Origin of the sequence: Haemophilus sp. HMSC071C11 (assembly GCF_001837655.1) — a bacterium.
Lineage (GTDB): Bacteria > Pseudomonadota > Gammaproteobacteria > Enterobacterales > Pasteurellaceae > Haemophilus > Haemophilus influenzae.
This window is the reverse complement of record NZ_KV833450.1, coordinates 109,158-129,291: the sequence shown is the minus strand read 5'-3', so window position 1 is coordinate 129,291 and position 20,134 is coordinate 109,158. Positions and strand designations below refer to the sequence as shown.

The 20,134-nt window shown below is 39.1% G+C and carries 16 protein-coding genes; 5 read left to right on the top strand and 11 right to left on the bottom strand.

Features of this window, described 5'->3' with window-relative positions; genetic code table 11:
* Nucleotides 1-150 precede the first annotated feature (150 nt).
* Nucleotides 151-4,401, top strand: coding sequence for a DNA-directed RNA polymerase subunit beta' (gene rpoC, locus HMPREF2644_RS08750; RefSeq protein WP_005659731.1), 4,251 nt, complete (start codon nt 151-153; stop codon nt 4,399-4,401).
* A 193-nt stretch (nt 4,402-4,594) separates the two neighbouring features.
* Nucleotides 4,595-5,539 (top strand): dicarboxylate transporter/tellurite-resistance protein TehA, encoded by a 945-nt coding sequence (gene tehA, locus HMPREF2644_RS08745; RefSeq protein ID WP_005659732.1) that lies wholly within the window; start codon nt 4,595-4,597, stop codon nt 5,537-5,539.
* A gap of 52 nt (nt 5,540-5,591) precedes the next feature.
* Here the strand turns inward: tehA and tsaA are convergent, their stop codons facing one another.
* Nucleotides 5,592-6,311, bottom strand: coding sequence for a tRNA (N6-threonylcarbamoyladenosine(37)-N6)-methyltransferase TrmO (gene tsaA / locus HMPREF2644_RS08740; RefSeq protein WP_011272092.1), 720 nt, complete (start codon nt 6,309-6,311; stop codon nt 5,592-5,594).
* A gap of 61 nt (nt 6,312-6,372) precedes the next feature.
* Between tsaA and menA the strand changes: the two genes are divergently transcribed.
* A complete protein-coding gene (gene menA, locus HMPREF2644_RS08735; RefSeq protein WP_032827535.1) occupies nt 6,373-7,290 on the top strand; it encodes a 1,4-dihydroxy-2-naphthoate octaprenyltransferase in 918 nt (305 codons plus the stop codon).
* 51 nt (nt 7,291-7,341) lie between these two features.
* Complete coding sequence (gene rraA, locus HMPREF2644_RS08730; protein WP_005649446.1) at nt 7,342-7,830, top strand: ribonuclease E activity regulator RraA; 489 nt, start codon at nt 7,342-7,344, stop codon at nt 7,828-7,830.
* 139 nt (nt 7,831-7,969) lie between these two features.
* Here rraA and HMPREF2644_RS08725 read toward each other — a convergent pair whose 3' ends face one another.
* From HMPREF2644_RS08725 to HMPREF2644_RS08685, 9 genes are all read right to left on the bottom strand, one after another.
* Nucleotides 7,970-8,521, bottom strand: coding sequence for a TIGR00645 family protein (locus HMPREF2644_RS08725; RefSeq protein ID WP_005649445.1), 552 nt, complete (start codon nt 8,519-8,521; stop codon nt 7,970-7,972).
* A 105-nt stretch (nt 8,522-8,626) separates the two neighbouring features.
* Nucleotides 8,627-9,625 carry a substrate-binding domain-containing protein gene (locus HMPREF2644_RS08720; RefSeq protein ID WP_005659739.1) on the bottom strand — a complete coding sequence of 333 codons (999 nt, stop codon included), beginning with the start codon at nt 9,623-9,625 and terminating at the stop codon, nt 8,627-8,629.
* Nucleotides 9,626-9,652: 27 nt separating this feature from the next.
* Nucleotides 9,653-10,573 carry a ribokinase gene (rbsK, locus tag HMPREF2644_RS08715; RefSeq protein WP_011272090.1) on the bottom strand — a complete coding sequence of 307 codons (921 nt, stop codon included), beginning with the start codon at nt 10,571-10,573 and terminating at the stop codon, nt 9,653-9,655.
* Nucleotides 10,574-10,670: 97 nt separating this feature from the next.
* Entirely contained in the window at nt 10,671-11,549 is an 879-nt protein-coding gene (gene rbsB, locus HMPREF2644_RS08710) for a ribose ABC transporter substrate-binding protein RbsB (protein ID WP_005639843.1), read from the bottom strand.
* Nucleotides 11,550-11,568: 19 nt separating this feature from the next.
* On the bottom strand, nt 11,569-12,537 hold the full coding sequence (gene rbsC, locus HMPREF2644_RS08705; protein WP_005664522.1) for a ribose ABC transporter permease: 969 nt from the start codon (nt 12,535-12,537) through the stop codon (nt 11,569-11,571).
* A 15-nt stretch (nt 12,538-12,552) separates the two neighbouring features.
* A complete protein-coding gene (gene rbsA / locus HMPREF2644_RS08700; RefSeq protein ID WP_011272089.1) occupies nt 12,553-14,034 on the bottom strand; it encodes a ribose ABC transporter ATP-binding protein RbsA in 1,482 nt (493 codons plus the stop codon).
* A gap of 13 nt (nt 14,035-14,047) precedes the next feature.
* On the bottom strand, nt 14,048-14,467 hold the full coding sequence (rbsD, locus tag HMPREF2644_RS08695; protein WP_005664526.1) for a D-ribose pyranase: 420 nt from the start codon (nt 14,465-14,467) through the stop codon (nt 14,048-14,050).
* 163 nt (nt 14,468-14,630) lie between these two features.
* Nucleotides 14,631-16,073 carry a DNA recombination protein RmuC gene (rmuC, locus tag HMPREF2644_RS08690; RefSeq protein ID WP_038440556.1) on the bottom strand — a complete coding sequence of 481 codons (1,443 nt, stop codon included), beginning with the start codon at nt 16,071-16,073 and terminating at the stop codon, nt 14,631-14,633.
* A 163-nt stretch (nt 16,074-16,236) separates the two neighbouring features.
* A complete protein-coding gene (locus tag HMPREF2644_RS08685) occupies nt 16,237-17,532 on the bottom strand; it encodes an NAD(P)/FAD-dependent oxidoreductase (protein ID WP_011272087.1) in 1,296 nt (431 codons plus the stop codon).
* Nucleotides 17,533-17,671: 139 nt separating this feature from the next.
* Between HMPREF2644_RS08685 and HMPREF2644_RS08680 the strand changes: the two genes are divergently transcribed.
* Nucleotides 17,672-18,724: an extracellular solute-binding protein gene (locus tag HMPREF2644_RS08680; protein WP_005691316.1), complete on the top strand. Its 1,053-nt coding sequence runs from the start codon at nt 17,672-17,674 to the stop codon at nt 18,722-18,724.
* Between the two features lie 69 nt (nt 18,725-18,793).
* Here HMPREF2644_RS08680 and hslU read toward each other — a convergent pair whose 3' ends face one another.
* Entirely contained in the window at nt 18,794-20,128 is a 1,335-nt protein-coding gene (hslU, locus tag HMPREF2644_RS08675; RefSeq protein WP_005666443.1) for an HslU--HslV peptidase ATPase subunit, read from the bottom strand.
* Nucleotides 20,129-20,134 lie beyond the last annotated feature (6 nt).

Below are 20,134 nucleotides of genomic sequence, written 5' to 3'. Positions count from 1 at the left end.
AAATTCCCCCCTCAGCCTGCGGCAGCTCCCCCCGTAAACAGGGGGAGCGAAGAGAAAAAATGACGAAACAATAAATCGCCGAAGTGCGGTCAAAATTCTCCGAAATTTTTAACCGCACTTTAAACCTTTAACTCCGACAGGAGAACATTTGTGAAAGACTTAGTTAAGTTTTTAAAAGCACAATCAAAAACCAGTGAAGATTTTGATGTGATTAAAATTGGGTTAGCTTCCCCAGATATGATCCGTTCTTGGTCATTTGGTGAAGTGAAGAAACCTGAAACCATTAACTACCGTACGTTCAAACCTGAACGTGATGGTCTTTTCTGTGCGCGTATCTTCGGGCCTGTAAAAGATTACGAATGTTTATGTGGTAAATATAAACGTTTAAAACACCGTGGTGTGATTTGTGAAAAATGTGGTGTTGAAGTCACTCAAACTAAAGTTCGTCGTGAACGTATGGGTCATATTGAACTTGCATCGCCAGTTGCACATATTTGGTTCTTAAAATCATTGCCGTCTCGTATCGGTTTACTTTTAGATATGCCATTGCGCGACATCGAACGTGTACTTTATTTTGAAATGTACATCGTGACCGAACCAGGTATGACGGACTTAGAGCGCGGTCAATTATTAACAGAAGAACAATACCTTGACGCTGAAGATCGCTGGCAAGATGAATTTGAAGCGAAAATGGGTGCCGAAGCGATTCAAGATCTCTTAAAAGGTATGGATCTTGAAGCTGAATGTGAAAAATTACGTGAAGAATTACAAGAAACTAACTCTGAAACTAAACGTAAAAAAATCACTAAACGCTTAAAATTATTAGAAGCATTTGTTCAATCTGGTAATAAACCAGAATGGATGGTGATGACGGTATTGCCAGTTCTTCCACCAGATTTACGCCCATTAGTACCACTTGATGGCGGTCGTTTTGCGACTTCAGATCTGAACGATTTATATCGTCGTGTAATCAACCGTAACAATCGTTTAAAACGTTTATTAGATTTAATTGCGCCAGATATTATTGTGCGCAACGAAAAACGTATGTTACAAGAATCTGTTGATGCCTTATTAGATAATGGTCGTCGCGGTCGTGCAATTACGGGTTCTAACCGTCGTCCATTAAAATCATTAGCGGATATGATCAAAGGTAAACAAGGTCGTTTCCGTCAAAATTTATTAGGTAAACGTGTTGATTACTCTGGTCGTTCTGTAATCACTGTTGGCCCATACTTGCACTTACACCAATGTGGTTTACCGAAGAAAATGGCATTGGAATTATTCCGTCCGTTTATCTATGCGAAATTAGAAAGCCGTGGTTATGCTACGACAATCAAAGCGGCTAAGAAAATGGTTGAGCGTGAAGAGGCGATCGTTTGGGATATTCTTGCAGAAGTTATTCGTGAACACCCAATTCTATTGAACCGTGCGCCAACACTTCACCGTTTGGGTATCCAAGCGTTTGAACCGATCTTAATCGAAGGTAAAGCGATTCAATTACACCCACTCGTTTGTGCGGCGTTTAACGCAGACTTCGATGGTGACCAAATGGCGGTACATGTTCCATTAACCCTTGAAGCGCAATTAGAAGCTCGTGCGTTGATGATGTCCACCAATAACGTGCTTTCTCCAGCAAACGGTGATCCTATTATCGTTCCATCACAAGACGTGGTATTAGGTCTTTACTATATGACCCGCGAAAAAGTGAACGGTAAAGGCGAAGGTATGTTATTGCAAGATCCTCGCGAAGCTGAAAAAGCATATCGTACAGGCGAAGCAGAATTACATTCTCGTGTGAAAGTACGTATTACTGAATATGTGAAAAATGAAGCGGGCGAATTTGATGCGAAAACCACGCTGACTGATACAACTATCGGTCGTGCAATCTTATGGATGATCGCGCCGAAAGGCATGCCTTATTCATTGTTCAACCAAACATTAGGTAAAAAAGCCATTTCTAAACTGATTAACGAAGCATATCGTCGTTTAGGTTTAAAAGAAGCGGTAATGTTTGCTGACCAAATTATGTATACCGGTTTTGCGTATGCGGCACGTTCTGGTTCATCAGTTGGTATTGATGATATGGAAATTCCAGCGAAGAAATACGAAATTATTTCTGCAGCGGAAGAAGAAGTAGCTGAGATCCAAGAACAATTCCAATCAGGTCTTGTGACGGCAGGCGAACGCTATAATAAAGTAATCGATATTTGGGCTGCCGCGAATGAGCGCGTAGCGAAAGCGATGATGGAAAACTTATCTCAAGAAGAAGTCATCAATCGTGAAGGTAATCCTGAAAAACAAGCGTCCTTTAACAGTATCTTTATGATGGCTGATTCTGGTGCGCGTGGTTCTGCAGCGCAGATTCGTCAGTTAGCAGGTATGCGTGGTTTGATGGCTCGTCCAGATGGCTCGATCATTGAAACCCCAATTACAGCAAACTTCCGTGAAGGTTTGAACGTATTACAGTACTTTATTTCAACCCACGGTGCTCGTAAAGGTTTGGCGGATACCGCATTAAAAACAGCGAACTCAGGTTACTTAACTCGTCGTTTAGTTGATGTGGCACAAGACTTAGTGATTGTAGAAGATGACTGTGGTACGCACGAAGGCTTAGTCATGACCCCATTAATTGAAGGTGGAGATGAAAAAGTGCCACTTCGTGAATTAGTATTAGGTCGTGTTGCTGCAGAAGATATTTTAAAACCGGGTGCAGAAGAAGTATTAATTCCGCGTAACACCTTATTAGATGAAAAACTCTGTGATGTGTTGGATGCAAACTCTGTAGATAGCGTAAAAGTACGTTCTGTTGTAACTTGTGATACTGACTTTGGCGTGTGTGCGAAATGTTATGGTCGTGATCTTGCGCGTGGTCATTTAATCAACCAAGGCGAAGCGGTGGGGGTTATTGCCGCTCAATCTATCGGTGAGCCGGGTACACAGCTAACAATGCGTACGTTCCATATTGGTGGTGCGGCATCTGCGGCAGCGAAAGAATCTAGTGTGCAAGTTAAAAACACTGGTACAGTGCATTTAATGAATGCAAAATTCGTGACTAACGATGAAAGCAAACTAGTATTAACTTCTCGTAACACGGAATTAACTATTACTGATGCATTTGGTCGTACTAAAGAACATTATAAAGTGCCTTATGGTGCGGTATTAAGCAAAGGTGACGGTCAAGAAGTCACTGCAGGCGAAACTATCGCAAATTGGGATCCACATACAATGCCAGTTGTCTCTGAAGTATCTGGTTTTGTGAAATTTGTAGACATTATTGATGGTTTAACTGTGACGCGTCAAACAGATGAATTAACAGGTTTATCATCAATCGTGGTTCAAGATGTGGGTGAACGTGCAACTGCGGGTAAAGATTTACGTCCAACTATTAAATTAGTTGATGCAAATGGCAACGATATTTTCTTACCTGAAACTGATGTTCTTGCACAATACTTCTTACCTGGTAAAGCAATTGTAAGTTTAGACGATGGCGCAGCAGTGAAAGTAGGGGAACCATTAGCACGTATTCCACAAGAATCTGTGGGTACTAAAGATATTACTGGTGGTCTACCGCGCGTTGCAGATTTATTTGAAGCACGTAAACCAAAAGAACCAGCTATCTTGGCTGAAATTTCTGGTATCGTGTCTTTCGGTAAAGAAACCAAAGGTAAACGCCGTTTATTAATTACTCCTGCGGAAGGCGAAACTTACGAAGAAATGATTCCAAAATGGCGTCAGCTCAACGTATTTGAAGGCGAAATGGTACAACGTGGCGATGTAATTTCTGATGGTGCTGAAACACCACACGACATTTTACGTTTACGTGGCGTGCGTGCAGTAACTGAATACATCGTGAACGAAGTGCAAGATGTTTACCGCTTACAAGGGGTAAAAATCAACGATAAACATATCGAAGTTATCGTTCGTCAAATGTTACGTAAAGCGGTAATTACTAAAGCTTACGACTCAGAATTCCTTGAGGGAGAACAAGTCGAAGTGGCTCGCGTGAAAATTGTTAATCGCCAACGTGAAGCAGAAGGTAAACCACCAGTTGAATTTGAACGTGAATTATTGGGTATCACCAAAGCGTCTCTTGCGACTGAATCCTTCATCTCTGCCGCATCGTTCCAAGAAACTACTCGTGTTCTTACCGAAGCAGCAGTGGCAGGTAAACGTGATGAATTACGTGGCTTGAAAGAGAACGTAATAGTAGGTCGATTAATTCCTGCGGGTACAGGTTTTGCGTATCATCAAAATCGTCACAAACATCGTTTAGTTGATGATGTCGTAGCGAAATTATCTGAAGAAGATGAAGCTGCTATCGCTGATGAATTTGTTATGACTGCAGATGATGCAAGTGCGAACTTAGCTGAAATGCTTAACATGGCAGATGATGCGGAATAATTAATTCCCTGTATGAGAAAACCCGAATGAAAGTTCGGGTTTTTTATTTTTATGAAAATGGGTAGAGGTTTTATGCCAGAACAACAAGTATGTTTCTTCATAGAAATTCACAAAAATTTGAGACTTTTAGAAAAGTCTGTTGTTGATAGTTATGTTACACTTTGCTCATATTTTTCAAAATAAGGATCATACTATGAATATAACAAAGCCTTTTCCTCTTCCAACAGGATATTTCGGTATTCCTCTTGGTTTAGCAGCCTTATCTTTAGCTTGGTTTCATTTAGAAAACTTATTTCCTGCTGCGCGAATGGTAAGTGATGTTCTTGGCATTGTAGCAAGTGTGGTCTGGATTTTATTTATTTTAATGTATGCGTATAAACTTCGTTATTACTTTGAGGAAGTTCGTGCAGAGTATCATAGCCCAGTTCGTTTTTCCTTTATTGCATTGATTCCTATTACAACTATGTTGGTAGGCGATATTCTTTATCGTTGGAATCCTTTAATTGCTGAAGTTTTAATTTGGATTGGAACGATTGGTCAATTACTTTTCTCAACATTACGTGTCAGTGAATTATGGCAAGGTGGTGTATTTGAGCAAAAATCTACTCATCCTCCGTTTTATTTGCCTGCGGTAGCTGCTAATTTTACCAGCGCAAGTTCATTAGCATTACTTGGCTACCATGATTTAGCCTACTTATTCTTTGGCGCAGGAATGATTGCTTGGATTATTTTTGAACCTGTATTATTACAACATTTACGTATTTCATCTCTTGAGCCACAATTTAGAGCCACAATAGGGATTGTTTTAGCACCTGCGTTTGTGTGTGTATCTGCTTATTTATCGATCAATCACTGCGAGGTGGATACGTTAGCTAAAATCCTTTGGGGATATGGATTTTTGCAATTATTTTTCTTATTGCGATTATTCCCTTGGATTGTGGAAAAAGGACTTAACATTGGCTTATGGACATTCTCATTCGGATTAGCGTCTATGGCAAACAGTGCTACCGCTTTCTATCATGGCAATGTTTTACAAGGCGTGTCTATTTTTGCCTTTGTTTTCTCAAATGTAATGATTGGCTTATTGGTTTTAATGACAATATATAAATTAACTAAAGGGCAGTTTTTCCTAAAATAAGGCATTTAAATTAACTAAGGCAGGGATTCCCTGCCTTATTTACATATTACATCTATTTGTCTTTTTCTATTTCAATCACTTCTACACAATTTACCGTACCCGCTTTAATTCGCCATTTCACATTAAATTCGTACAAACTTGTTCCATAAATACGATCACTCGGTTTACCTTGTTGATAGGCTGGGCGAGGATCTTGCTCTAGCACTTGGCGAATAAAACGACTTAAGTGCGGTCGTTTTTCTTCTCGTTTTTTTACCGCACTTTTGGCTTGCTCGGTAAATTCAACAGTCAGTTTTACTGGTGGTTTTTCTTGAGCAAAGCTCGATTGTGCATTTGGCTCACTATCCGCATAGGCAATATAGGGTTTGATATCGAAAATGGGCGTGCCATCCACTAAATCCACCGCACCTAAATGGAGAAAAATGTTACCGTTGATGCATTCTACTTGACGTAATTCGACTTTGGATAAACCAAGAGGATTTGGGCGGTGCGTTGCGCGTGAAGCAAACACTCCAATTCGTTGATTACCGCCTAACCGAGGAGGGCGTACGGTGGGTTGCCATTTCCCTTGTTGGATTTGGTCGAATTGAAAAATTAACCAAAGATGACTGAATTGTTCTAATCCTCTCACGGCTTCAGGCGAATTATAAGGCGGTAAGAGTTCTACAATGCCTACTCCGTCTTCAACTAACTTAGGTTGGCGTGGTACGGAGAATTTTTCTTTATAAGGCGTGTGGATAATGGCGATAGGCGATAAGGTTAAATCATTCATAAATTGGGTGTCTTAGTGTAGAATACGCGGCTTATTGTAATCAAAAGTGCGGTCAAAAAAAATGATAAATGAAAAATTGAAAATGTGGTGGGAAACGGCTCGACCGAAAACTTTGCCCTTAGCGTTGGCATCGATTTTCACGGGTTCGGCATTAGGTTATTGGGCGAATCCACAAGGTTTTAATGGGCTTGTAATGGTGCTTTGTTTACTCACGACAATTTTATTGCAGGTGCTTTCTAATTTTGCCAATGATTATGGGGATCATCAAAAAGGTTCAGATACTGAAGAACGTATTGGGCCATTACGTGGCATTCAAAAAGGCGCAATTTCAGCAAAAGAACTGAAATGGGGATTAATTCTAATGGTGATGGCAAGTTTTCTTTCAGGAAGTTTCTTGATTGGAATCGCTTATGAAAATCTCTCAGATTTATTCGCTTTCGCTGGGCTTGGAATTTTAGCTATTGTTGCTGCCATTACTTACACTGTTGGGGCAAAACCTTATGGCTATATGGGATTAGGCGATATTTCTGTATTAGTATTTTTTGGTTTGCTTGGCGTTGGCGGCACTTATTATTTGCAAACTCACAGTATTGCTAGCCACATTATTTTGCCTGCTATTGGTTCTGGCTTATTGGCAAGTGCGGTATTAAATATCAATAATTTACGTGATATTGAACAGGATGCGAAAGCTAGCAAAAATACCCTAGCCGTTCGTTTAGGTGCATATAAAGGGCGTGTTTATCATTGTATTTTATTAAGTGTGGCGGCTCTATGTTATTTGGCATTTGCGGTGGCAACGGCCACGGCCACTTCTTGGACAAATTATTTATTTGTATTAGCAATGCCATTGTTAGCTAAACACGCGATCTTTGTTTATCGTAGTCAGCAGCCAAGTGAATTGCGTCCAATGTTGGCTCAAATGTCTATGATTTCGTTATTAATCAATATCTTGTTTAGTTTAGGCTTGCTTATCGGCTAAATCGGCATATACTAAAGCAAACAAAATTTCAACAATCGATAGGGGAAAGTTATGTTTATTGATACTTCAGAACTTTGCGATCTTTATGCAGAACAAGTGGATGTCGTGGAGCCAATTTTTTCAAGCTTTGGTGGCGTAAGTCATTTTTACGGTAAAGTCACTACAGTAAAATGCTTTGAAAGTAATGGATTAATTGCTGAAGTATTAGAAGAAAACGGCGAAGGTCGAGTGCTTGTCATTGATGGCGGTGGTGCGGTACGCCGTGGTTTGATTGATGCAGAATTGGCTCAACTTGCCGTTGATAATGGTTGGGAAGGCATTATTGTATATGGTGCAGTACGCCAAATTCAGCAATTAGAAAACCTCGATATTGGTATTCATGCCCTTGCGCCAATTCCAGTCAGTGCAGATGAAAGCAGTGCTGGCGAGAGTGATATTCCAGTGAATTTTGGTGGCGTAACCTTTTTCCCAGAAGATTATATTTACGCAGATCTGACAGGAATTATACTTTCGCAAGAGCCTCTAGATTTAGAAGATTAATTTCTACTTGATTAACATCTTAGTATTTTATTTAAGCTTTCCTATTCTAAACGGCGTATCATACTAAAAAATTAAATTGTAACTATATGATATATAAAACCCCGTTCAATTTGAACGGGGTTAAAAGTGCGGTAAATTTTTAATGTGTTTTATGGCTTGTGCTATACAAAATTTTGTCCGTATAAGCTAAAGCAATTGCCGACACTAAAAAGCCCAAGTGCAACAATAATTGCCACATCATCGTTTTTTCTGGCATATTGCTTGCATTCACAAAAGTTTGCAACATATGGATAGATGAAATGCCGATAATAGACATAGAAAGTTTAACTTTCAACACGGTGGCATTTACGTGGCTCATCCATTCAGGTTGATCGGGGTGATTACGTGTACGCAATTTAGATACAAAGATTTCATAGCCACCGATAGTCACCATCACAAGTAAGTTGGCGATCATCACGACATCAATCAAATTCAACACGCCTAACATAATTGTGTTGGAATCCATATCATTTACATTAATCACTAACTCCCATAATCCTTTGATAAATTTATAAGAGTAGATTGCAAGGGTGACAATCAAGCCCAAATAAATCGGCACTTGCAACCAGCGACTAGCAAAAATTATTTTCGCGATAATATTCGATTGTTCGTTATATTTCGCATAAGGATCAACAGGTTTGTTTTCTTTCATAAGATTTTATTCCTAAATTAAACAGTGGGTTAAATAAACAAAAAAACCGCAAGAAAATAGCAGTTTTTTTGAAAATAGCAATAAGGAAATTGAGTTATTCTAATTTTATTTGAAACTGTAAATAGACTCTCTTAACACACAAGTCGGTTCTAACACCAAAGTGAGGTAATTTTCATTAGGATTTTTAATTCGTTGCAATAGTGTTTCAACAGCGAGTTTGCCAAGTTCAGCTTTCGGTTGGCAAATGGTGGAGAGAGGAGGCGAGAGATAACGAGCCAATTCAATGTCATCATAGCCCATAATTGAAAGATCTTGCGGAATACGTAAGCCTTGTTGCTGAATAGCTTGGTATGCACCGACAGCAATGGTGTCACTACAACAAAAAACTGCTGTTGGACGTGAAGATTGAGTAAGTAAAGATTGTATGCCAAGTACACCGCCTTCAAAGTCAAAATGACTTTCGACAATCCAATGAGGATTTAACGCAATTTTTGCTTCCGACAGCGCATTTTTATAACCTTGCAAACGATTTTGTGCGACAGATTTTTTGAGATTTCCCGTAATAATGCCAATTTTACGATGTCCTGCATCAATTAATGCTTTTGTCGCCAAATAGCCACCAAGTGCTGAATTTTCGAGTATTTTATCTGCATTTAACTCAGTAAACCACCAGTCCATCACAACCAGTGGCAGCGAAATGGCTAACTCTATATCAGCCTGAAAACGGCTATCACCACACATCAAAAGCAAACCATCCACTTGTTTGTGCATTAGAGTTTGCAGATTTTGTTGTAGGCGTTTGGCATCTCCACCCGTTGTAGCAATAATAAGATTATATTGATTTTTCTGACAATATTGCTCCACGCCAGCCATCACTTCCGCAAAGAAGGGATTATTTGTTGCGGTGACAAGTAGCCCGATAGTTTTGGTTTCGCGCACCTTAAGGCTTCGTGCAACAGCTGAAGGGGTGTAATTCAGTTCAGCGACAATACGCATCACTTTCTCACGAATTTCATCGCTAACAAAACGCGATCCATTAATGACATGTGAAACTGTAGAAGTCGAAACTTGCGCCAGTCGTGCAATATCTTTCATTGTCGCCATAAAAACACCCTAAAAATTCACCGCACTTTAAGCGTGTTCAAGAAATTCCAAAGTTTCTTGACGCGTTGGAATAGAGGATTGAGCCCCTTTTTTCGTCACACTAATCGCAGCGGCAGCTTGACCAAAACGAATGGCTTCATCAAAGGATTTTTCTTCCAATAAAGCCGTAACAAAACCGCCATTAAATGTATCACCAGCTGCGGTAGTATCTATTGCTTGCACACAAAAGCCCTTAATGATGCGGCTTTTACCTTTTCGACTGACAAACACACCTTTCGCGCCAAGGGTAATCATTACGGTTTCAATGCCTTTATCGTGAAAAACACTCGCAGCTTTCACCGCACTTTGCTCGTCGGCTACCGCTACCCCCGTCAGGATTTCAGCTTCTGTTTCATTTGGTGTAATAATATCAATCAAACTCAATAATTCGTCCGATAAAATCTGCGCTGGAGCAGGATTTAGCACAACCTTAACACCATTTTTCTTAGCGATTTGAGCAGCCAGCTCCACACCAGAAAGTGGGGTTTCTAATTGCATTAACAAGCAATCCGATTGTGCAATTTGCGCCTCACTTTGACGAACGACCATCTCACCCAAATGTGCATTTGCACCGCTAGCCAACACAATACTGTTCTCACTAGACTTGGCGACTTGAATAAATGCCATTCCTGTCATTTCCTGTGAAACGGTATTAATATGGGTTGTATCAATTCCTTCTTGCTCAAACGCATTTTTCATTGTTTTGCCTATGCTATCTGATCCAATGCAACTAATGAACGCTACCTTTGCACCTAAACGAGCGGCTGCCACTGCTTGATTGGCACCTTTGCCACCATAGGCAATTTGATAATTTTGACCTGTTAGCGTTTCACCGGGTTTAGCAAAGTAAGGCACAGAAATAACGTGATCAGCATTGATACTACCGAGAACCGTGAGGGTTTTTTTCATTATTTTATCCTGTATTGTTATATTTTTTCTTTCTACACAATGGGACAAATATAATTTGCCCCATAATGTGATATAACGAGCTTATTTAGTAGATAGATTATTCACTTATTACTTTCAAATCTACTGGAATTTTCGCTTCAACTTTTTCGCCCTTTAAGATTTTATCAGCGGTAACAACACCTAATGAACCAATAAGCTCGGGTTGTTGTGCGATAGTTGCTGCCATTTTGCCACTTTTTACCGCTTTAACACCATCATCGGTACCATCAAAACCTACGATAAGGACTTTTTTATTTGCGGCTTTCACCGCACGTAATGCACCTAATGCCATTTCATCATTTTGCGCAAAAATTGCTTGAACATCACCTTTAGATGCCAACAAATTTTCCGTTACATTCAAACCTTTTGTTCGATCAAAATCTGCTGGCTGACTGGCAAGCACATTGAATTTATGAGCATCAATAGCTTGTTTGAAACCCTCACCTCGTTCGCGTGCCGCAGATGTTCCTGCAATACCTTCAAGTTGAATCACCTTGGCATTATCGCCTAATTTCTGTGCGATAAAATCACCTGCCATTTTACCACCTGCGATATTGTCAGATGCAATATGGCTCACTACGTTTCCTTTAGCTGCGCCACGATCTAATGTAATTACTGGAATATGCTTACGGTTTGCAATCGCCACTGCGTTGCCAACTGCTTCAGAATCAGTTGGATTGATCAATAATATTTTTGCACCACGCACAGTTAAATCTTCGACATTAGCTAATTCTTTAGCAGGGTCATTTTGTGAATCAAGCACCACTAACTTATAACCTAATTCATCCGCTTTTTTCTGTGCGCCATCTTTTAACGTTACAAAAAATGGGTTATCTAATGTAGATACTGCCAAAGCGATTGTGTCTTGTGCAGAAGCAGAGCCAGAAACAGCCAAACCTAATAATACAGCAGAAGTAAGTGCGGTTAGTTTTTTCATAGTTTCTCCTTAAAGTGAGTTACAGTTTTTTTGTACCAAGATAGTTATCGGCTAAAACAGCAACCAAAATAACCAACGCTTTTGCTATCATTTGATAGTAAGATGAAATATCTAATAAATTTAATGCATTGTTTAAAAATCCGATGATTAATGCACCGATGAGAGTTCCCATTACACGACCTTTCCCCCCCATCAAACTGGTTCCACCGACTACCACGGCGGCAATTGCATCTAATTCATAAGATACGCCAGCAGTGGGTTGAGCGGAAGATAAACGTGAAGTTACAATTAAACCCGCCAGCGCAGAAAGAAATCCACTCACCGCAAAAACAAATACTTTGATTTTATTGACGTTAATACCAGAAAGTTGGGTCGCTGCCTCATTTCCACCTAAAGCATAAATATAGCGACCGATTGGTGTGTGTTTTAAAATATACCAAGCAACCGCAAACACGATACTCATAATCCAAATTGGTACTGGGATACCTAAAACATAGCCTGTACCAATGCTAGCAAATAGATCAGCATTATCCGAAAAACCTGTCGTAATAGGACGACCATCTGTATAAACCATTGTTATACCACGCAGTAAGGTCATGGTAACCAAGGTAGCAATAAAAGCCTGAACTTTCCCTTTTGCCACAATTACACCACTTATGCCACCAAGAAGTGTTCCAATCAATAAAACCACAGGAATGACTAAAAAAATAGGCAATTCGATACTCACCATTGAAGCGGCGATTGCACCTGTCAATGCCAATACAGATCCAACAGAAAGATCTATACCTGCAATTAAAATAACGAAAGTCATACCCACTGCAATAATCGCATTAACCGAAGTTTGGCGTAAAATATTCAAAATATTATCTACGCTAAAAAAATCAGGATTAATCATTGATACAATCGCGATAAGAATAATCAACGCAATAAAAGAACGCTGTTCAATCAAAAATCTTCCTATTTGAAAATTAGATGTTTCATTTTTCATCATACTTACCTACTCTTATTTACCAATAGCTGCTGCTAATAATTTTTCTTGAGTTGCGTCTTTGCGAGAAAATTCTGCACTAATTTTACCTTCACGCATTACCAACACTCTATCGCTCATACCAAGCACTTCTGGCATATCAGATGAGATCATTAAAATACTCAAGCCCTCTTTCTTAAATTCGTTAATCAACTGATAAATTTCTTTCTTCGCGCCAACATCTACGCCACGAGTTGGTTCATCTAAAATCAACACATTTGGGCGAGTCATTAATCCACGAGCAATTGCCACTTTTTGTTGATTTCCACCAGATAGCAAACCTACTTGTTGATCACGATTAGGTGTTTTAATGTTAAACATCAGAATAAAGTCATCTACTGTCATTTTTTCCGCTTGATGACGAATACTGCCTTTTTGTGAAAAATGATCGAGCGATGTGAGCGACATATTTTCTTTTACTGACATTCCTAAAACCAAGCCATCACCTTTACGATCTTCAGAAATATATACAATACCATTATCCAAACCATCTTGCGGACTGAGATTCTCAATCTCTTGATTTTTTAACCGCACTTTTCCCGCCGTTTTTGGCAAAGCACCGTAAAGTAGCTTGCCGAGTTCCGTTCTACCCGCACCCATTAAGCCCGAGACACCAACAATTTCACCGGCATGCAATTTGAAGGAAACATCATCAATACCGCTTCCGCTCACATTTTTCACATCCAATACACATTCGCCTTTTTCTTGTGATAAATGCGGATATTGTTCATCAAGACGACGACCAACCATCATTTCAATTAAATCATCTTCTGTAATTTCTGCCACAATGCGTTCACCGATAAATTGACCATCGCGTAAAACCGTCACATCATCACAAATTTGGAAAATTTCTTTTAAACGATGAGAGATATAAACAATGCCACGATTTTCTGCTTTGAGTTCACGAATCACATTGAATAGGGCTTCGGTCTCCGTATCTGTGAGCGCATCGGTTGGTTCATCCATAATGATAACTTTGGATTCAAAACTTAAGGCTTTGGCTATCTCCACCATTTGTTGCTCACCAATAGAAAGTTCAGCGCAAAGCTGTTTACTGCTGTGAGTTACCCCCAAACGCGCAAGTAGCTTGTCTGCTTCTTGGTGCATTTTCTGCCAGTTAATCGCTCCCCACGAGGTTTTAAATTCACGACCAAGGAAAATGTTTTCTGCAATCGTGAGATTACCGACCAAATTCAGTTCTTGGTGAATAATACTAATGCCAGCTTCCTGTGAGGCTTTAGGTCCATTGAAATTAACTGATCGATTAAGATACTCAATTGTGCCTGCATCTTTAGAATAAATACCAGTAAGCACCTTCATCAAAGTCGATTTACCCGCCCCATTTTCCCCCATCAATGCCATTACGCGTCCAGCGTAAACAGATAAACAGGCATTATTCAAGGCTTTCACACCTGGAAATGACTTATCAACACCACTAATTTTGAGTAAAGTTTCCATAATTTCACCCTGATTAAAATGGCACGCCAGAATATAAAATCACATTGGCATAAGGTGAACATTCGCCAGTACGAACAATAGCTTTACTTTCGAGGGTGAATTTTTTAAAAGTTTCGTGCGATACAAATTCCACTTGTATTTGATTACCCTGATGGCTTTCAAGTTGTTGAAGTTGTGTTAAAAGTGCGGTCAATATTTCTGGATTTTTTTCTTTAATTTCTTCTGCAATAACAACGCGTTCAACATACATTTCATTCGTTACTACATTCAACGTTTGTAGAAAACTTGGTACACCCGCAGTTAATGCGAGATCGATACGTTCCACACTTAACGGAATTGGAAGTCCCGCATCGCAAATCGTCAAACTTTCTGTGTGACCAACAGAAGCGATACAACGAGAAAGTTGTGCATTTAATAACATTGTTTTTTTCATATATTTCCTCTTTCCACCTTTATCGAAACGTTTCGATAAGATAAATATAAAGAACAAAAATAGAAAAACAACTAAGAAATTTCAAATTTGGGATATTGATCACAAAATTTCTAGATAGGATAAAAAATTCTCCGATCAAATTTACATTCAATCGGAGAATAAATTATTGAAGATTTTCTTGATTTAAGACATTCAATCTAGCCAAATCCAGCTGATTATTCAATAAGTCCACATCGGGCATCGTTTTATTAGCTTTTGCGGAAAGGGTTTTAAATCGTTCTACTTTGCCTACTAACCCTTGTTGGCCAACAAGTGCGGTGACGGTGCTGTTGTATTGGTTGCTGACAGTGGAAAGCGTATTGCCGAGTTTGTTTAAACGCTCTGCCACCAAACAAATTTGGTTATAGATTTCGCCCGCTTTTTCAGCAATTTCTTTGGCTTCAGCATTACCACGTTCGATACGCCAGAGGTTTGCCACGGTGCGTAAAATCGGCATTAGCGTAGTGTGAGAAACCATAATTACATTGCGTTCATAACCGTAATTAAATAAGGCAGGATCAGCTTTTAAAGCCTCAATATACGCAGGTTCCACCGCAATAAACATAAGAACAAAATTCGGACTACGCATGCCAATCAGATTGCTGTAATCTTTTTTATGCAGATCGTTAATATGGGTTTTTAATGCGGAAATATGCTCTTTGAGTAAACGCTCTCGTTCAAAATCATCCTCAGAATTCACCGCACTTTCGTAAGCCACGAGCGACATTTTGCTGTCGATAATTAAGTGTTTTTCATCAGGTAAATTCAACACAAAATCAGGGTAATTACGCCCGCCTTGTTCATCTTTAAAATGAGCTTGAGCACGGTAATGTACATTTTCTTCAAGTCCTGCCAGTTGCAATGCTCGTTCTAATTGCACTTCGCCCCAGTTGCCTAACGTTTTCTTTTCGCCTTTCAGCGCAGAAGTTAAATTACTCGCCTCTTGCGACATATTCAGACCAATTTCCAGCACTTTTTTAATTTCCGCTTCCAATCCAGCATTGCCTTTCACGGATTCGGAGTGAATTTCATTGACCCGTTTTTGGAAACCTTCAATTTGCTCACGGAAAGGCTTGAGCAAGGTTTCCAATGCCGTTTGATTTGATTGACTAAATGATCGACTTTTTTCATCCAAAATACGATTTGCTAGGTTTTGAAATTCCACACTCAACTGCAGCTTAGATTGTTCAAAGTTCTGTTGTTGTGCGGAAAAATATTTTTCTTTCTCTGTTAAGGTTGTTTGTAACCCCGTTAATTCTTGAGAAAGTGCGGTCAATTTTTCAGTCAAATTTTGTCGTTCTTGTGTGAGATGATGTATTTGTTCATCACGTTCAGTTAAACGATATTGCAGTCCTTGATTTTCAGTCTGTACTTTAATTGTTTGTTGTTCAAACTGGTTTTTAATGCTACTCAGTTCATCAAATTTACTGGCAAGCTGATTATAATCTTGAGTCGTTTTCGATAATTCTTGATGAAGATGTGTATATTTTTGCTGGCGTAGAATAAGTAATAAAATCAATATAATAACAACAGCTAACAAGCTGAAAAGTAACAAATTTTCTGACATATTTCTCTCTTAATGGAAAACACAAATTGTAGCAAAAAATATTATTTTAATTCTGCTTTAAAGTGCGGTAAATTTTTTAACTGATTTAGAATTTATATCCATACAAAATTTAATTATTTTAGTCAATTTTGATGGCAATGCTTTAGAAAAACATTGTTGTATTTTAACGGTATTTATCTAAAAACTTGTAATACCGCACACCAATCTTTGTCGCAAGATCTTTGATAATTCGACCACCATAAACAGAAGGGACTTTCAGTCCTTCAAAAATAGATAAACGTTCATCGTCACCCAAAATCGCCTCCGCTACAATTCGCCCCGCAAGACCAGTCAAAGCAACACCGTGACCAGAATAACCATGAGCAAAATAAATATGCGGAGAAATACGACCAAAATGTGGCGTTGAGTTTAAGGTCATATCAATCGGGCCAGCCCAGCCATAATCGATTTTTACATTTTCAAGTTGCGGGAATACACACAACATATTTTTCCGCATAATCGCGACCATATCTTTTTCTGAGCTAGAATCACTACCAAAAAGCAAGCGATTGTCAGCACTTAAACGATAATAGTCTAATAATAAATTGTTATCACACACCGACATGCCATTATTAATGACAGAATCAGCAACCGCTTGGCTTAACGGCTCTGTGGCGATAATAAAACTTTCCACAGGTAATATTTTACGATTAATGCCGTGATGAATAGATTTCGGGAGCGCATCAATATAAGCATTGGTGGCTAAAATAACGTCTTGAGAAATAACCGCACTTTTAGCTGTTTTAACCTCAATGCAACCATTTTTCTCAACCATATCCACGACAGGAGATTGTTCAAAAATCTGAACACCCAGATCGACACAAGCTTTCGCTAAACCTAAGCAATAATTAAGTGGATGCAAATGCCCTGAATTACTATCAAATAGCCCCCCCACATAAATATCACTGCCTAAGTGCTGTTTTAATTTAGTTTTATCCCAAAGTTGCATATTCTGATAGCCAAAATTTTTATGACTTTCTTTTTCCATTTCAATTAAGTCATCCATTCGGCGTTCATTTAATGCTAATGTGGCATAGCCTTTTTTCCAGTCGCATTGAATGCTATATTTTTCAATACGTTCATCAATAATATCAATGGTCTCTAATGACATATTCCAAAGTTTATGTGCTTTATCTTCGCCAACTTGTTTAACGTATTCATCAATGCCTTCTTCAAAGCCATTAATTGCCTGCCCACCACTGCGACCAGAAGCACCAAAGCCTACTCTTGCACCCTCTAAGACAATGACTTTTTTTCCTTTCTCCGCCAGTTCTAATGCTGCAGATAAACCAAAAAATCCAGCCCCGATCACACATACATCAGCATGTTCAATTTGAGTGAGCGGCGGGAATTGAAAATCTTGGTTACGAGAGTCGAAATAATAAGAGCGAACGTGTTCTTGATAGGCAAAATTAAGCATAAAAAATCCCTTAGGAAAAAACTGGCAAAATCTTACCCCGAAAGGGAAATATGTCAAACCTTTTAGAAAAAATGCTATACTGCGCGCACGCAAAATTTGCGTGTTTTATGATGAACGATAACCCTCGGAGGTCAATAAATTGAAAAAATTCTTTGCTCACTCACTCAAAAATCTTTTCCTTTCCACCACCGCACTTTTTGCGGCTTCCGCTTTTGCCAATAACAAACTTTACGTCTATAACTGGACAGACTATGTGCCTTCTGATTTAGTCGCACAGTTCTCTAAAGAAACTGGCATCGAGGTAATTTATTCTACCTTTGAAAGTAACGAAGAAATGTATGCGAAACTTAAACTTACTCAGAATACTGGTTCTAGCTATGATTTGGTGTTTCCATCAAGTTACTACATAAATAAAATGATTAAGGAAAAGATGCTTCAACCGATTGATCAAAGTAAATTGACCAATATTCATCAAATCCCTAAACATTTATTAAATAAAGAATTCGACCCAGAAAATAAATATTCATTACCTTACGTTTACGGCTTAACTGGTATTGAAGTTAATGCGGATGAGATTGATCCTAAAACCATCACTAGCTGGGCGGATTTATGGAAACCTGAATTTAAAGGCAAAGTTCTCATGACCAGTGATGCGCGTGAAGTGTTCCACGTAGCATTATTACTGGATGGTAAATCGCCAAATACCACCAATGAAGAAGACATCAAAACAGCTTATGAGCGTTTAGAAAAACTGTTACCAAATGTAGCGACTTTTAACTCTGATTCTCCTGAAGTCCCTTACGTACAAGGCGAAGTTGCAATTGGTATGATTTGGAATGGTTCAGCTTATTTAGCGCAGAAAGAAAATCAATCTCTTCAATTTGTGTATCCAAAAGAAGGCGCAATTTTCTGGATGGATAATTATGCTATTCCGAATTCCGCTCAAAACGTGGAAGGGGCGTATAAGTTCATCGACTTTTTACTTCGCCCTGAAAATGCAAAAATTGTTATCGAACGCATGGGCTTTTCTATGCCAAATAATGGGGCGAAAACATTGCTAAGCGCGGAAGTTGCTAATGATCCAAAATTATTTCCACCAGCGGAAGAAGTAGAAAAAGGAATTATGCAAGGCGATGTAGGAGAAGCTGTTGATATTTATGAAAAATATTGGAGTAAATTAAAAACTAATTAGTTTCTCAATTTAGAAAACAAAAAAGTGCGGTAAAAATTTACCGCACTTTTATATGTAAAATTTTTATCTTTAAAGAATAAAACGGCTCAAATCTTCATTTTCAACCACTTCGCCAAGTGCATCCGCAACATAAGCCGCATCAATATTGACCGTTTGACCATTCATATCGCTTGCGCTGAAAGAAATTTTATCCATCAAACGTTCCATTACCGTATGTAAACGACGTGCACCGATATTTTCCGTTTTTTCATTCACTCGGAATGCAGCCTCAGCAATTTTCTTAACCGCCTCTGTTGTAAATTCAATATTCACCCCTTCTGTTGCCATCAAGGCTTTATATTGTTCGGTTAAAGAGGCGTGAGGTTCTGTTAAAATGCGCTCGAAATCCGCCGCACTTAATGCGGTAAGTTCAACACGAATCGGCAAACGCCCTTGTAGTTCAGGGATTAAATCTGAAGGACGAGCAACTTGGAATGCACCAGATGCAATAAATAAGATATGATCAGTTTTAACCATTCCGTGCTTGGTGCTAACTGTCGAGCCTTCCACTAACGGAAGTAAATCACGTTGCACACCTTCACGCGATACATCAGCACCACTGTATTCACCTTTCTTACAAATTTTGTCGATTTCATCGATAAAGACGATACCATTTTGTTCCACAGCATCAATGGCTTTTTGTTTAAGTTCTTCAGGGTTAATTAATTTCGCTGCTTCATCATCAATCAACGTTTTCAACGCATCTTTAATTTTCATTTTGCGTTTTTTCGTTTTGTCTGAACCCAAATTTTGGAACAATGATTGCAGTTGATTTGTCATTTCTTCCATGCCTGGAGGAGCCATAATTTCAACCCCCATAGACACGCCAGCAGACACATCAATTTCGATTTCTTTATCATCTAATTGACCTTCACGTAATTTTTTACGGAACGCTTGGCGAGTACTGCTGTGACTATCATGGTTTTCAACTTCGCCCCACTGATTTTTTGCTGGAGGAAGTAAAGCATCCAAAATACGCTCTTCAGCCGCGTCTTCAGCTCTTGCTCTGTTCTTCGCAATTTCTTGTTGGCGAACAAGTTTCATCGCACTATCCGTTAAATCACGAATAATGGAATCCACCTCTTTCCCCACGTAACCCACTTCGGTAAATTTCGTTGCTTCCACTTTGATAAATGGCGCATTAGCTAATTTTGCTAAACGGCGCGCAATTTCAGTTTTACCCACACCAGTTGGGCCAATCATCAGGATATTTTTTGGGGTTACTTCGTGACGCAGAGGTTCTTGAAGCTGCATACGACGCCAACGGTTACGCAACGCAATCGCCACAGCACGTTTTGCATCGGCTTGACCAATAATATGTTGATCTAATTCAGAAACTATTTCGCGAGGAGTCATTTCAGACATAGCTTT

What these genes read in the sequence shown, in the direction of transcription:
- rbsA (WP_011272089.1), bottom strand. Translation starts at nt 14,034, where the DNA reads ATGGAAACTTTACTCAAAATTAGTGGTGTTGATAAGTCATTTCCAGGT.
- rbsK (WP_011272090.1), bottom strand. Translation starts at nt 10,573, where the DNA reads ATGAAAAAAACCCTCACGGTTCTCGGTAGTATCAATGCTGATCACGTT.
- rraA (WP_005649446.1), top strand. Translation starts at nt 7,342, where the DNA reads ATGTTTATTGATACTTCAGAACTTTGCGATCTTTATGCAGAACAAGTG.
- HMPREF2644_RS08725 (WP_005649445.1), bottom strand. Translation starts at nt 8,521, where the DNA reads ATGAAAGAAAACAAACCTGTTGATCCTTATGCGAAATATAACGAACAA.
- tehA (WP_005659732.1), top strand. Translation starts at nt 4,595, where the DNA reads ATGAATATAACAAAGCCTTTTCCTCTTCCAACAGGATATTTCGGTATT.
- rbsD (WP_005664526.1), bottom strand. Translation starts at nt 14,467, where the DNA reads ATGAAAAAAACAATGTTATTAAATGCACAACTTTCTCGTTGTATCGCT.
- menA (WP_032827535.1), top strand. Translation starts at nt 6,373, where the DNA reads ATGATAAATGAAAAATTGAAAATGTGGTGGGAAACGGCTCGACCGAAA.
- HMPREF2644_RS08720 (WP_005659739.1), bottom strand. Translation starts at nt 9,625, where the DNA reads ATGGCGACAATGAAAGATATTGCACGACTGGCGCAAGTTTCGACTTCT.
- rbsC (WP_005664522.1), bottom strand. Translation starts at nt 12,537, where the DNA reads ATGAAAAATGAAACATCTAATTTTCAAATAGGAAGATTTTTGATTGAA.
- hslU (WP_005666443.1), bottom strand. Translation starts at nt 20,128, where the DNA reads ATGTCTGAAATGACTCCTCGCGAAATAGTTTCTGAATTAGATCAACAT.
- HMPREF2644_RS08685 (WP_011272087.1), bottom strand. Translation starts at nt 17,532, where the DNA reads ATGCTTAATTTTGCCTATCAAGAACACGTTCGCTCTTATTATTTCGAC.
- rmuC (WP_038440556.1), bottom strand. Translation starts at nt 16,073, where the DNA reads ATGTCAGAAAATTTGTTACTTTTCAGCTTGTTAGCTGTTGTTATTATA.
- rbsB (WP_005639843.1), bottom strand. Translation starts at nt 11,549, where the DNA reads ATGAAAAAACTAACCGCACTTACTTCTGCTGTATTATTAGGTTTGGCT.
- tsaA (WP_011272092.1), bottom strand. Translation starts at nt 6,311, where the DNA reads ATGAATGATTTAACCTTATCGCCTATCGCCATTATCCACACGCCTTAT.